Origin of the sequence: Vibrio sp. OPT41 (assembly GCF_015163595.1) — a bacterium.
In the GTDB taxonomy this organism is placed as follows: domain Bacteria; phylum Pseudomonadota; class Gammaproteobacteria; order Enterobacterales; family Vibrionaceae; genus Vibrio; species Vibrio alginolyticus.
This window is the reverse complement of sequence record NZ_JADDYH010000074.1, coordinates 56594-68607: the sequence shown is the minus strand read 5'-3', so window position 1 is coordinate 68607 and position 12014 is coordinate 56594. Positions and strand designations below refer to the sequence as shown.

Genomic DNA, 12014 nt, shown 5'->3' with positions numbered 1-12014 from the left:
ACTAAACGCGCGTCCTAAAAGTATGAACAAAGCTGACTTAGTCCAAATTATCATCCAACATCTGGAAGAAAAACTTCAAGTTGCCCATGCATCGGCTCAGCGAGCTATCGATGCCGCGACAGATGAAGAAACTGTTCCCGAGCATAAGTACGATACATTGGCACTTGAAGCCGCGTATCTTGCTCATGGACAAGCCATGCGGATCCAAGATAGTGAAGAGGAATTGCGTCAATATCGTTCTTTAGTGACTCGTGACTTTAAGAATGCGCCTGTTGGTGTTGGTGCTTACGTTGTTCTCGCAGATGAGAATTTGATCGAAAAGCACTTCTTTGTAGGCCCTTGCTCTGGTGGTTTGACTGTTCAATATCAGGCTCAGGAAGTCTTTGTCTTAACAGCAAAATCTCCTCTTGGTCGAGCGTTGTTCGGAAAAGAAGAAGGTGATGAGGTTGACGTAAAAATAGGAGATAAAACAAATTGTTACGAAGTCGTGACGATTTGCTGACATCTCATGTATCACTCAGTGTTATGTTTAACACGAGTAATGTTAAATAAAAGAGAATGACATGAAAAAGCTTTTTACACTCTCATTGCTGATGGTCAGTGCTACTGGTTATGCAGCGCAGTGTCGTGTGGACATCAATAATGAAGTCCGTATGGATGGGCAAAGCTTGGAAATTCGCCAAACGACAGGTGATAAAGCTGTCGTGGATGAGGATAACAACCTCTTCATCAAAGGTGAGCTAATTGAACTCAATGCCGACCAAAAAGCGGCAATTGAAGACTATCGCGAAAAAATGAACGCGTATATTCCACAAGCAAAGCAATTGGCGAGTGATGGTTTAGCGCTTGCGAATGATATTATTGATGATGTTGCGGAAAGCCTCGATGCACCTGGTGCGTTTGATAATGTAAAAGTCGCAGTAAAGGACTTTTTCGCTGATGTTGAATCACGTTACTACAAAGATGGTGATTTCATCCTGCCTGCGGAGAGTTTTGAGTCTATGACACAAGGGTGGACTGAAGACTTTGCAAAAGCACAAGAGATCTTCAATAAAGAGTTTTTAGCCAGTTCGTTGGATGCTTTATCGAAAAAAATGAAGGAAGAGGGAGGGATAAACCTCACTGCATTATCAGAGAGTATGGCTGAACTCAGCGCGAAAGTAGAAGAGCGTTTAGCCGAGCATTCGAAAGAGGTAGAACAACAAGCAGAAGACTTGTGCGATTCGCTGGATGACATGGCAGGGCAAGAAAACGATCTGTTGAAGAAAATCCCTGAGCTAAAAGATTACCGAGTATTTACGATTTAATTACTCATTAAAAAGCAAAAACTCGATGAGATAAAGAAAGAGAGCACTATTGTGCTCTCTTTGCGTTTTACTCGCTTATTCTTTGATAGCTTATTGCGCATTCATCTCGGTGAGTTTATCGCCGACAGGTTTTGAGAAGTTAAAGCCATCATGCTGATCCCAGTTGATAGACCATGTCATTACTCCTGCATAATTCGGGTAATGGTACGCTGGTTTAACGGTGCCACATGAAGTGCCTTTGGTTAAACAATCTAGTGCGTTGATAATATTCTGTGTTGGAGCCTGCCCTGAATTTGCCGAGCTAGGACCTGAAGGTAAACCGATTGCGACTTGATCATCGCGCAATGGTGCAAATTGAGTGCCGTCGGCCAACTCAAAACCTTCGATAAGCATTTTAGATTGCGCTACCATCATATCCACAGAGCCTTCTGGTGCACTGCCTGGCAGGTATGGGTTTGGCAAACCGCCGTTGTTATATAACTGGACGTGAAGCAAGTCGAGCGTGCTGCGTGTCTCGTTTATCACAGGAATGTAAGCTCCCCAAATACCGCTGTAAGCCACATAGCCGCCTTGAACATAAGGGTGCTCAGGCGCCATGGTTAGGTACATATCTCCACCCATGTTTTGCTCTATTTGAAGCAAAGCACGACCAAGGCGAGCTTGAATTTGCGAGCCATGAACTAAGTTAGAACCACTCTCTAAATCCACATCTAGACCATCAAAGCCCCACTCAGCGATAAGACCTGTTAGGCTAGAGACAAAGTTGGCTTCATCTTGGTCGGTATTCAGCGTAATCGTGCCTTCTGCGCCGCCAAGAGAGAGAACAAACTTCTTACCTTTAGCTTGAAGCGCTGCCATGTCCTGCTTGAATTGTGTTGGATCGAGTGCTGGACAATCGCTGTAAATATCGCCTGAATATAGATTAAAGTGCACAGTGCCATCACTGTTGCGATCATTTTCAGCAAAGGCAATATCAATCACATCCCAAGCATCTGCCATATCTGCTAGACGAATTGGACAGCCCGCACCATTTACAAAATTGTGCCAGTAACCGATGAGTTTATGGCGTTTCTCTACTTGCTCAACCACCGTTATTGCTGCGGCGTCAGACAGTGCATTGCTTCCTGACAAATCCACAGCTTGGGCGCTAACTGTAAAGTTACCAAGTGCAGTTGGTGTCCAGTTGGCTGTGTAAGGTGCTGTGGTATCGGTTGCAACAATAGAGCCGTTGATCATGAAATCAACGTGTTTAATGCCTGAAGTTAAAGACGTTGCATCGGCGCTTAATGCGAGACTTTTGCCTAATCCGACGGTTTGACCGCTGCTTGGTGAAGTCAGAGAGACGACCAAATCTTTATCGCTGACTTCCACACCAACCAGGGACTCTGACGTGTTGTTATCATTATCGGTTGCGACGGCTTTAAGCTGGTTAGCGCCAATAAGTGTGGCGTTCCAAGTAACGGAATATGGCGCTTGAGTGGTGACCCCTAAGCTGGTGTTGTTCGCAAAAAACTCAACTTGCGTGACTGTGCCATCAGCATCGCTTGCGTTTGCCGTGATTTCGTTATTGCTGCCAGCGAGCACGACTTGTCCATCCGTTGGTGCCGTAATGGTAACTTGCGGTGGTGTCGAACAAGCACCTAGGCCACTCCAAGCATCTTGCCAGTATAGCCCTTCACCAGGCTCGTAAGCCCATGTCGCATCCGAGGAGCACCAACCAGCAACATCACAACGATATTTTTGGTTGAAGTGAGAAATCAGGTCGCCAGCTTGATAACTTGTGCCTGCCACATAAGGTACTGCATCTGCACATCCGCCCGTTCCGGTTTCTGAATTACTAATAACCAGCGCTACTTCTTGGCTCATCGTTGCGAGGTTTGTATCATCAGTCGCTTGTGCTTTGAACGAGTATGTACCTGGACTAGCGGTCCATTGATATTCGTAAGGTGCGCTAGTATCAATGGCGACAGATTGATTGTTTACGAAGAACTCAACTTGTGTGACCACACCATCAATATCGTCAGCTTGAGCGGCTACGGTTAGGTTATCGCCTACATTAAGCACTTCTGTGCCTACTGGGCTTGTCAATGAAATGCTTGGTGGCGGTAATTCGACTTGTGGTTGAACTTGGATAGAAATCGTCGTGGTGCTAACAGCTCCCTCATTATCTGTCGCAATTGCGGTCAATTGCGAGATCCCTTCAATAGCTGTCCAAGAAGCTTCGAATGGTGCTTGAGTTACCACAGCAACGGTTTGGTTGCCTGCAACAAACTCAATTTGTGTGATTTGGCCATCTTCGTCAGTTGCGTTGGCTAACAAAGTGATCGCACTGCCTTCGGGAATTTGTGCGTTGTTTATTGGAGAGGAGAACGACACCGTTGGTGATAAATTGTTGCTTCCACCATCACATTGCCCTAACGCTTTCCATGCTTCCCAAGATCCTGAGTTGGTCACGGGATCATTGCCTTGCGTCCAATATGCAGCCTCATAAGCGGCTCCTTGCGTTTTTACTAAAGCGCCCGATGTATAAGTCGCAGTGCTGTCCCAGTCGGGTAAACTTTGACAGTTATAGGCTTGAGCTTGGTAGCTGGCGCTGAGTGCTACAACCATCGCTCCGTGAAGTAGGGTGACCTTCATTTTCCTCTCCTTGAATCATGGGTATAAATGAGAACAGAGTAATAACTAGCTGATAAATAGACATTAGGGGGAAAAAGCGAAGCACAATATTCTGCTTTTCGACACAGTATCACGAGGAACAGTTCGTCCCTTACACCAGAGCTCATTATTTTTCGGCTCACTTCACGGCAGAAGGATTGGTAAAATTCAGCCACGTAAAACGAACAACAGTCGCGAGGCTTTTGAGCGATGAATATGAGATGTACGTTAAAATTTACAAGCTGAATGACTACAAATTGTTTCAACTGTCGAGGATTTAACCGAGGTGCTCTTGTTGAATAGTGAATATTGCTATAGTGTACTAGTTAGCTAGTTCAATGATATTTTTGTGTGAGTAGTATGACACAGCAAACCTCTTCTCAGCCTCGCGAGCATTTTGGCTCTCGTCTCGGGTTCATCTTAGCTGCCGCAGGTGCCGCAGTTGGCCTTGGCAATATTTGGGGCTTCCCAACTCAAGCAGCCAGTAATGGTGGCGGTGCTTTCCTGTTAGTTTATTTGGTGATGATTCTTATCGTCGCATTTCCGATGCTGGTGGTTGAAATGGCGATTGGTCGCCATGGTCAAGCCAACCCTGTAGACAGTATGCGTGCAATCACAGATAACCCTGCCGGTAAAAAGCTCGGCGGCATTGTGGGTTGGATTGGTTTAAGCGTACCAAGCGCTGTCTTAGCGTTTTATTCAATTGTTGGTGGTTGGTTGATCTGCTTTTTACTGGGTGCAATCACAGATCTAATGGGGTTAGAAGCTGCAACTCAATGGCTAAAGGGCTTTAGTGTTGAACGTAACTTGTTCGGAACCATTACTTTTTATGTACTGACGATTCTCATCGTACAAGGTGGCGTAAAACAAGGTATTGAGAAGTGGTCCACACGTTTGATGCCAGCATTGTTTGTTTTGTTTGCTCTGCTATTTGCTTACATCATGACGCAAAACGGTGCGATGGAAGGTCTGAAACATTACCTAGTGCCGGATTTTGAAAAGGTATGGGACCGCAAGTTGATTCTTGCTGCAATGGGGCAGGGCTTCTTCTCGCTTACGATCGGTGGCTGTTCAATGCTGATTTATGGCTCTTACTTGAGTAAGAAAGAGAACCTACCAAAGATGGCGATGAACGTGACCATGGTAGATACTGCCGTTGCTTTCATTGCAGGATTAGTGGTGATGCCAGCGATGTTTGTGGCAATGCAAAAAGGCGTTCAGATCTATGCAGAAGATGGCTCTCTATTAAGCTCTGATACGTTGGTATTTACCGTATTGCCATTGATGTTTGATAGCTTAGGTTTGCTTGGTCAATTGTTCTCTATTGTGTTCTTCTTATTGCTGACGATTGCGGCGCTAACGTCCTCCATTTCAATGTTAGAGTGTCCAGTGGCTTTAGTGAGTGAGCGCTTCAATACTAAGCGCAGCGCAACGAGCTGGGTTTTAGGTGGTCTCATTGCCTTGTTCAGTGTGGTGATTGTTTATAACTTTGGCGCTCTGTTTGGTATGGTCGCGACGGTTGCTACTCAGTATCTACAACCAACCGCTGCGCTCTTATTCTGCTTATTTGGTGGTTGGGTATGGAATCGCAACTCAAAAATCAAAGAGCTTGAGCAAGGTTGCCCGGAGTTTACGCAAGGTTGGTTTGGTAAGTTATGGCCTGCGTATGTGAAGTTTGTATGTCCAATTCTTGTGGCGACAGTCATCTGGGCTTCATTTGGCTAACCGAGACGCCTATCGAATAAAAGAAAAGGGCTTGATGGTAACTCATCAAGCCCTTTTTCATATTGGTTATTCTCGTTTCGGTTATCCGCCAAGCATGGTGTGGATTAACGGAATTGTCCTGCTTCTGGAAGAAAGTCAAAACCAGCAGAAGCCAGTTTTGTCTCCAGTGCTGTGCGTTCGATATCGAAGAAAGCCACCAGTTTATCTAAGTCACCACCGAAGTCGTCGCGTAGCTTCATATTCACAATGCTCATCAGCATGACAGGATCCATGGATTCAAAGTTCGCTAGATTCATTACTTATCCTCAAAATCTGAAATCAGTAGGTTTGCCGCAGCAAATGCCGCTTTTTCACGCACTTCTTTAGGCAGGGACTCATCCGCTGCAACATCGTTCAGTGCTTTAACTGCACATGAAATTGCTTGGGGAATATAAGCTTGATCGCCACTACCAATCTGAGCATAAAGCTCACGAACCAGTTCACAACAGCCGTATACTTGCATGTTTTCTTTCCACTAAATGATAACTTATCTCAATATACACACAGCGGATTTGAAACTCAAAGTACAGAGTTGTTTTGGCTCAAGTTGAAGGTTTGCTTGAGCGAGATTTAATCACTGCATTTGTGCTTCTAACTGCTGAGTGACTTCTGGTGAAAGTTGAAGTTGTTTTGCTAGTTCTTGCAGATACGCTTTTTCCATAAAGTTTTGTTCATCAGCGACGATCAAAGACGCTAGGTAAATTTCTGACGCTTGTTGAGGAGAGGTCGCCTGATTAGCAATTTCAGCAGGATCAAGCGGTTTGTTTAACTCTTGCTGAACGAGGTGACGAACGTGCTCATCTGCGCCCATATCCGCGAGAGCTTGTTCAATGCGAGCCATTTCCTCTTCATCAACGTGACCATCAGCTTTTGCAGCTCCAATCATTGCTTTTAAAATTAAGACACTGTGTTTACTGTCATCGGGGTCAAAGGTTTCTTGAACACCTTGACCGGATTGCTTGGCTTGCCAGTCGTTATACACTTTGTAGGCCAAGGCTCCAAGCGCAGCTGCGCCACCGACTTTTAATGCGCTTGACCCTATTTTTTTAGTCATTTTTTTACTTTTCTTTGAGCCCATCAACATACCGATGAGGCCTCCGCCTACAGCACCTGCTCCTAGCGTTTTTAGGCTACTTGAATTTGATGAGGATTTGATGTTGTTGGTTTGTTTGCCCAATGCATCTGCACCTTGCTTAAGTAAATCTGATTTGAGTGCTTGGTTTAGAAGACTTTTTAAATCCATAACTGACCTCCTTTAGATGATGAAATCAGTTTAATAGCAAGAAGCTGAACCAAAGATTAACAAAGTGAATAGTTCGAAAAAGGTGGAGGGGGGCGTTGAGCTGTAATAAAAAGGGCTGACCGAAGCCAACCCTTTTTAACTATTTGAAACTACTTCAAGTGCGAACTCGTCTAGTGCTTACTTTAGTTGAGCTTTTACGTGCTCAACAATGTCAGTCATTGCGACTGCTGTTTTCTCACCAGTAGCACGGTTCTTGTATTCGAAGTTGCCTTCTTTCATTGAGCGGTCACCGATAATAATGGTATGCGGTACACCAATAAGCTCCATGTCAGAGAACATTACGCCTGGGCGTTCTTTACGGTCGTCAAATAGCACTTCGATGCCCATTGCTGTTAGCTCAGCGTACAATTTCTCAGCGGCTTCTTTCACTTCTTCTGACTTGTGCATGTTCATTGGAACGATCGCTACCTGGAATGGTGCGATTGCATCTGGCCAGATGATGCCGTATTTGTCGTGGTTTTGTTCAATAGCAGCCGCTACTACGCGAGTGATACCGATACCGTAACAACCCATTTCTAGGATGACGTTCTTACCATCAGGACCCAGTACACCACAGTTCATCGCTGCGGAGTAAGCGTTACCTAGTTGGAAGATATGGCCAACTTCGATACCACGCTTAAGCTGGATAATGCCCTTGCCACATGGGCTTGGGTCACCTTCCACAACGTTACGTAGGTCTTCAACTTGGCCAAGCTCTACATCACGACCCCAGTTAATACCGAAGTAGTGTTTGCCATCGATGTTCGCGCCCGCACCGAAGTCGCTCATTACCGCAACGCTGCGGTCAACAATGAACGGCAGTTTAAGGCCAACAGGGCCAAGTGAACCTGGGCCTGCACCGATAAGCGCACGAATTTCTTCTTCAGATGCCATTTCCAGTGGAGCTGCAACCTGAGGAAGGTTTTCTGCTTTCACTTCGTTCAGTTCATGATCACCACGAATAATAAGCGCGATGATTGGCGCATCAACTTCGTCAGATGCTTTCACAAACAGTGTTTTCACTGTTTTTTCAATTGGTAGTTCGAACTGCTCAACCAATTCAGCGATTGTTTTCGCGTTTGGCGTATCAACCAACGTCATTTCTTGTGTTGGTGCCGCAGCCTCAGAGGCTGGAGCTAGTGCTTCTGCTTTTTCAATGTTTGCCGCGTAATCTGACTCGCTAGAAAATGCGATGATATCCTCGCCGCTTTCAGCCAGTACGTGGAACTCTTGAGAGCCGCTACCACCGATAGCACCGCTATCTGCAAGTACAGGACGGTAATCCAGACCCATGCGATCGAATGCTTTACAGTAAGCATCGTGCATTGCGTCGTATGACTTTTGTAGGCCGTCTTTATCAATGTCAAAGCTGTACGCATCCATCATTGAGAATTCACGTGAACGCATTACACCGAAGCGTGGACGACGTTCGTCACGGAATTTGGTTTGGATTTGGTACAGGTTTAGCGGAAGCTGTTTGTAAGAGCTCACTTCATTGCGAACAAGGCTAGTGATCACTTCTTCAGCGGTTGGGCTAAGTACAAACGGACGAACATGACGGTCAGTAAAGCGAAGTAGCTCAGGACCCATCTTTTCGCTGCGGCCTGTCTCTTCCCATAGTTCAAACGGCTGAACAACGGGCATCAAAGTTTCGACTGCGCCTGCATTGTCGATTTCTTGACGAACGATGTTTTCGACTTTACGCAGTACACGTAGACCAGTAGGTAGCCAGGTGTATAAACCTGAAGCCAGCTTACGGATCATACCTGCACGTAGCATGAGCTGGTGGCTCACTACTTCTGCGTCGTTTGGAGTCTCCTTCAGAGTAGAAAGAAGATAATTACTGGTACGCATTAAATTTATCCGTTTATTTAAGTTAGATACTCAAGCTTGAATAAGCAGGAGTATGGGAGTTCCCTAAAGGGAAATTTGTTAGCCGTCTATAATATCAGCCAATTGCGTTTGTCAAAAGCTTTCAATAGCGGTAACCGTTATTAAGTTGCTTGTTGCTGTGAACTTTACGTTCAAGTCGAACAAATTTACCGCATATTCTTTGTCGTCCGGCTTGTTTTTCTTATATGCAGGGCGAGGATCTTGTGCCAGAACTTGTTCAATGACTGATCTTACATAGTCAGTATCGGGTCGATTTTCTATCGTTGCTAATGCTTGAGCAGAAAAGGTGACTTGTGACTTTTCTGGTTCTTGGTCTGCGTATCCGCCTTGTGCTTCCGAAATAGAATCCGAATAGGGAATATAAGGCTTAATATCCACAATCGGTGTCCCATCCACGAGATCTACACTGCCTAAATCAAGATAGATTTGATCGCCTTGCTTAGTGACTCCTTTCACTTCAACGGCTGACATTCCGATTCCGTTTGGACGGAAAGTCGAGCGCGAGGCAAAGACACCAATTCGTTCATTGCCGCCTAATCGTGGCGGACGTACAGTTGGTTTCCAACCAGCTTCCAGATTCTGATCAAATAGAAACAACAACCAAACGTGAGAGAACTGTTCTAGCCCACGCACTGCTTCAGGGCTATTTGCTGCACCTAACAGTTTTACGCGTGCTTTAGCCTCTGGTACTAAGCGTGGTTGGCGCGGAACTGCAAACTTTTCTTTGTACGGTGTCTCAATGACGCCGATGGGTTCGATGGAATACATGGTGGACATCTTTAAGAATTCATTGAGATGAAAAGTATCACAAATTTCTCTTGCTTTTCTTGTTGATAATGATTATTAATTAAAATGTTATAACATAACAATTCAATTAAAAGGAAAAGTATTATGAAACCAGGAATCCACCCTGAATATCGTCCTGTGGTGTTCCACGACACCAGTGTAGATAAGTACTTTGTCGTTGGTTCTACGTTGAAAACGGAGAGAACCATAGAATGGAAAGATGGCAAAACTTACCCTTACTTTACGTTAGATGTGTCGTCAGCTTCTCACCCGTACTACACCGGTAAACAGCGCGTTGTACAAACCGAAGGTCGCATTGCGAACTTCAACCGTCGTTTTGGTCAATTTAAGAGCGAAAAGGAATAAATCATGAAGGTAGTAAAATCATTAAAAAGTGCAAAAAGTCGTCATCCGGATTGCCAGATTGTAAAACGGAGAGGGCGTCTTTATGTCATTTGTAAAACGAACCCGAGATTCAAAGCTGTGCAAAAGTAATCAACCTGCATATATCTAACTTATGGTTTTGTTTAATTGATAATGTTGAGTTAATTATCTTACATGGATGAAATATCTACATTTTTATTCAATGTTGGTTATAAATGCCTCTGTTTGTCACAGTTTGTAACATTTAGGGCTTTTATTTGACCTTCTACTCAAGTACCCTTCGCACGCTTTTTGACATTTTTGTCACATTTGCATAGGAATAAAAACAAGGAGGGAACAGATGAGTTCATCTGATTCAATTAAACAAAACTCGCCTAAGAAGCCGCTGTTTACGCGCTTTTTGGATACTGTCGAATATTTGGGGAACTTATTACCCCACCCGATCACACTATTTGCCATTTTCTGTTTAGCCATTCTGGTGATGTCGGGTATTGCAGGATACTTCGAAGTTTCCGTAGTTGATCCTCGTCCTGAGGGTGCAAAAGGTCGTGCCGCGGATGGCATGATTCATGTCGTTAGCTTGCTTAACGCTGATGGCCTTGAACTAATCGTTACCAATCTAGTGAAAAACTTTGTCGGCTTTGCACCTTTGGGTACGGTATTGGTTGCGATGTTGGGTGTTGCTATTGCTGAATACTCAGGCTTGCTATCTGCAGCAATGCGTGGCTTAGTAATGGGTGCATCTCAACGCATGGTAACAGTGACGGTCGTTTTCGCGGGTATCATTTCAAATACGGCATCAGAGCTTGGCTATGTGGTACTTATTCCACTGGCTGCAATGCTGTTCCATTCTTTAGGTCGTCATCCACTTGCCGGTCTTGCTGCGGCGTTCGCTGGTGTATCTGGTGGTTACTCAGCAAACCTACTTATTGGTACGGTTGACCCGCTGTTGTCAGGCATTACTGAAACGGCGGCGCAAATGATTGACCCAACTTACACTGTTGGTCCAGAAGTTAACTGGTACTTCATGTTTGTGTCGACATTCTTCATTGCAATCACAGGTGCGTTTGTTACTGAAAAAATTGTTGAGCCAAAGCTTGGCAAATACAGTGAAGAAGAAGCCTCAGAAGATTTGTCGAACGACAAAATGGGTGGCTTAACAGACATTGAGAAGAAAGGCCTAAAACTAGCAGGTGTTGCTGTACTGGTTGTTTCAGCGCTGCTTGCTTGGACGGTTGTTCCAGAAGACGGCATTCTACGTTCTGATGCAGGTACAATTGCAGGTTCACCATTCCTGAAAAGTATCGTGGCATTCATCTTTGTGTTCTTTGCTATTCCAGGCTTTGTGTTTGGTAAAGTTGTTGGCACGATGAAGACGGATCGCGATGTAATTGATGCAATGGCGAAATCTATGTCTTCTATGGGCATGTACATTGTATTAGTTTTCTTTGCGGCTCAGTTCGTTGCTTTCTTTAAATGGACTAACTTCGGTCAGGTATTCGCGGTTGCTGGCGCTAGCTTCCTGCAAGAAATTGGCTTAACTGGCCCAATGTTGTTCTTTGCCTTCATCCTGATGTGTGGATTTATCAACCTAATGATTGGTTCGGCATCGGCACAGTGGGCAGTAACGGCTCCGATTTTTGTTCCTATGTTGATGCTTGTTGGTTATGCACCGGAAACGATTCAGGCTGCTTACCGAATTGGTGACTCGACGACAAACATCATTACTCCAATGATGAGCTACTTTGGTTTGATTCTTGCCGTAGCGACTCGTTACATGAAGAACTTAGGTATCGGTACGCTGATCGCGACCATGCTACCTTACTCAATCTGCTTCATTGTAGGTTGGAGTGTGCTGTTCTACCTATGGGTATTCGTATTTGGTTTACCAGTAGGCCCTGGCGCAGCAACATACTACACACCGTAGAAAACGGTTACCTCAC

Annotated in this window: 12 protein-coding genes; 6 read left to right on the top strand and 6 right to left on the bottom strand. The window is 44.9% G+C overall.

Going from position 1 to position 12014, the window contains the following annotated elements; genetic code table 11:
* Positions 1-22 precede the first annotated feature (22 nt).
* Both IQP38_RS24210 and IQP38_RS24205 read left to right on the top strand, forming a co-directional pair.
* Entirely contained in the window at positions 23-502 is a 480-nt protein-coding gene (locus IQP38_RS24210) for a GreA/GreB family elongation factor (protein ID WP_167415397.1), read from the top strand.
* 61 nt (positions 503-563) lie between these two features.
* Positions 564-1307: a YggN family protein gene (locus IQP38_RS24205; RefSeq protein ID WP_005380283.1), complete on the top strand. Its 744-nt coding sequence runs from the start codon at positions 564-566 to the stop codon at positions 1305-1307.
* A 90-nt stretch (positions 1308-1397) separates the two neighbouring features.
* On the opposite strand, the gene IQP38_RS24200 is transcribed toward IQP38_RS24205, so the two are convergent.
* Complete coding sequence (locus IQP38_RS24200; protein ID WP_053304077.1) at positions 1398-3944, bottom strand: Ig-like domain-containing protein; 2547 nt, start codon at positions 3942-3944, stop codon at positions 1398-1400.
* 378 nt (positions 3945-4322) lie between these two features.
* Here IQP38_RS24200 and IQP38_RS24195 point away from each other — a divergent pair, with 378 nt between their 5' ends.
* Entirely contained in the window at positions 4323-5687 is a 1365-nt protein-coding gene (locus IQP38_RS24195; protein WP_005391763.1) for a sodium-dependent transporter, read from the top strand.
* 104 nt (positions 5688-5791) lie between these two features.
* On the opposite strand, the gene IQP38_RS24190 is transcribed toward IQP38_RS24195, so the two are convergent.
* From IQP38_RS24190 to tsaA, 5 genes are all read right to left on the bottom strand, one after another.
* Positions 5792-5983 (bottom strand): DUF4250 domain-containing protein, encoded by a 192-nt coding sequence (locus tag IQP38_RS24190; RefSeq protein WP_005380289.1) that lies wholly within the window; start codon positions 5981-5983, stop codon positions 5792-5794.
* Positions 5983-6189: a YaeP family protein gene (locus IQP38_RS24185; RefSeq protein ID WP_005391765.1), complete on the bottom strand. Its 207-nt coding sequence runs from the start codon at positions 6187-6189 to the stop codon at positions 5983-5985. Before IQP38_RS24185 ends, IQP38_RS24190 begins: the two co-directional genes overlap by 1 nt.
* A 111-nt stretch (positions 6190-6300) precedes the next feature.
* A complete protein-coding gene (locus tag IQP38_RS24180) occupies positions 6301-6969 on the bottom strand; it encodes a tellurite resistance TerB family protein (RefSeq protein WP_005380291.1) in 669 nt (222 codons plus the stop codon).
* A 177-nt stretch (positions 6970-7146) separates the two neighbouring features.
* Positions 7147-8862: a proline--tRNA ligase gene (locus IQP38_RS24175; RefSeq protein WP_005380292.1), complete on the bottom strand. Its 1716-nt coding sequence runs from the start codon at positions 8860-8862 to the stop codon at positions 7147-7149.
* 111 nt (positions 8863-8973) lie between these two features.
* Positions 8974-9669 (bottom strand): tRNA (N6-threonylcarbamoyladenosine(37)-N6)-methyltransferase TrmO, encoded by a 696-nt coding sequence (tsaA, locus tag IQP38_RS24170; RefSeq protein ID WP_025768239.1) that lies wholly within the window; start codon positions 9667-9669, stop codon positions 8974-8976.
* 123 nt (positions 9670-9792) lie between these two features.
* On the opposite strand from tsaA, the gene IQP38_RS24165 reads away from it, so the two are divergent.
* From IQP38_RS24165 to IQP38_RS24155, 3 genes are all read left to right on the top strand, one after another.
* A complete protein-coding gene (locus IQP38_RS24165; protein WP_005380295.1) occupies positions 9793-10053 on the top strand; it encodes a type B 50S ribosomal protein L31 in 261 nt (86 codons plus the stop codon).
* Between the two features lie 3 nt (positions 10054-10056).
* The gene (gene ykgO, locus IQP38_RS24160) at positions 10057-10182 is read left to right on the top strand and encodes a type B 50S ribosomal protein L36 (RefSeq protein WP_005380299.1); all 126 of its coding nucleotides are present in this window, start codon (positions 10057-10059) and stop codon (positions 10180-10182) included.
* 229 nt (positions 10183-10411) lie between these two features.
* Complete coding sequence (locus IQP38_RS24155; RefSeq protein WP_005380301.1) at positions 10412-11998, top strand: AbgT family transporter; 1587 nt, start codon at positions 10412-10414, stop codon at positions 11996-11998.
* Positions 11999-12014: the final 16 nt, after the last annotated feature.

Coding starts and splice junctions, on each gene's coding strand:
- IQP38_RS24185 (WP_005391765.1), bottom strand. CDS start 6,189: ATGCAAGTATACGGCTGTTGTGAACTGGTTCGTGAGCTTTATGCTCAG.
- IQP38_RS24190 (WP_005380289.1), bottom strand. CDS start 5,983: ATGAATCTAGCGAACTTTGAATCCATGGATCCTGTCATGCTGATGAGC.
- IQP38_RS24210 (WP_167415397.1), top strand. CDS start 23: ATGAACAAAGCTGACTTAGTCCAAATTATCATCCAACATCTGGAAGAA.
- IQP38_RS24155 (WP_005380301.1), top strand. CDS start 10,412: ATGAGTTCATCTGATTCAATTAAACAAAACTCGCCTAAGAAGCCGCTG.
- ykgO (WP_005380299.1), top strand. CDS start 10,057: ATGAAGGTAGTAAAATCATTAAAAAGTGCAAAAAGTCGTCATCCGGAT.
- IQP38_RS24165 (WP_005380295.1), top strand. CDS start 9,793: ATGAAACCAGGAATCCACCCTGAATATCGTCCTGTGGTGTTCCACGAC.
- IQP38_RS24195 (WP_005391763.1), top strand. CDS start 4,323: ATGACACAGCAAACCTCTTCTCAGCCTCGCGAGCATTTTGGCTCTCGT.
- IQP38_RS24200 (WP_053304077.1), bottom strand. CDS start 3,944: ATGAAGGTCACCCTACTTCACGGAGCGATGGTTGTAGCACTCAGCGCC.
- tsaA (WP_025768239.1), bottom strand. CDS start 9,669: ATGTATTCCATCGAACCCATCGGCGTCATTGAGACACCGTACAAAGAA.
- IQP38_RS24175 (WP_005380292.1), bottom strand. CDS start 8,862: ATGCGTACCAGTAATTATCTTCTTTCTACTCTGAAGGAGACTCCAAAC.
- IQP38_RS24205 (WP_005380283.1), top strand. CDS start 564: ATGAAAAAGCTTTTTACACTCTCATTGCTGATGGTCAGTGCTACTGGT.
- IQP38_RS24180 (WP_005380291.1), bottom strand. CDS start 6,969: ATGGATTTAAAAAGTCTTCTAAACCAAGCACTCAAATCAGATTTACTT.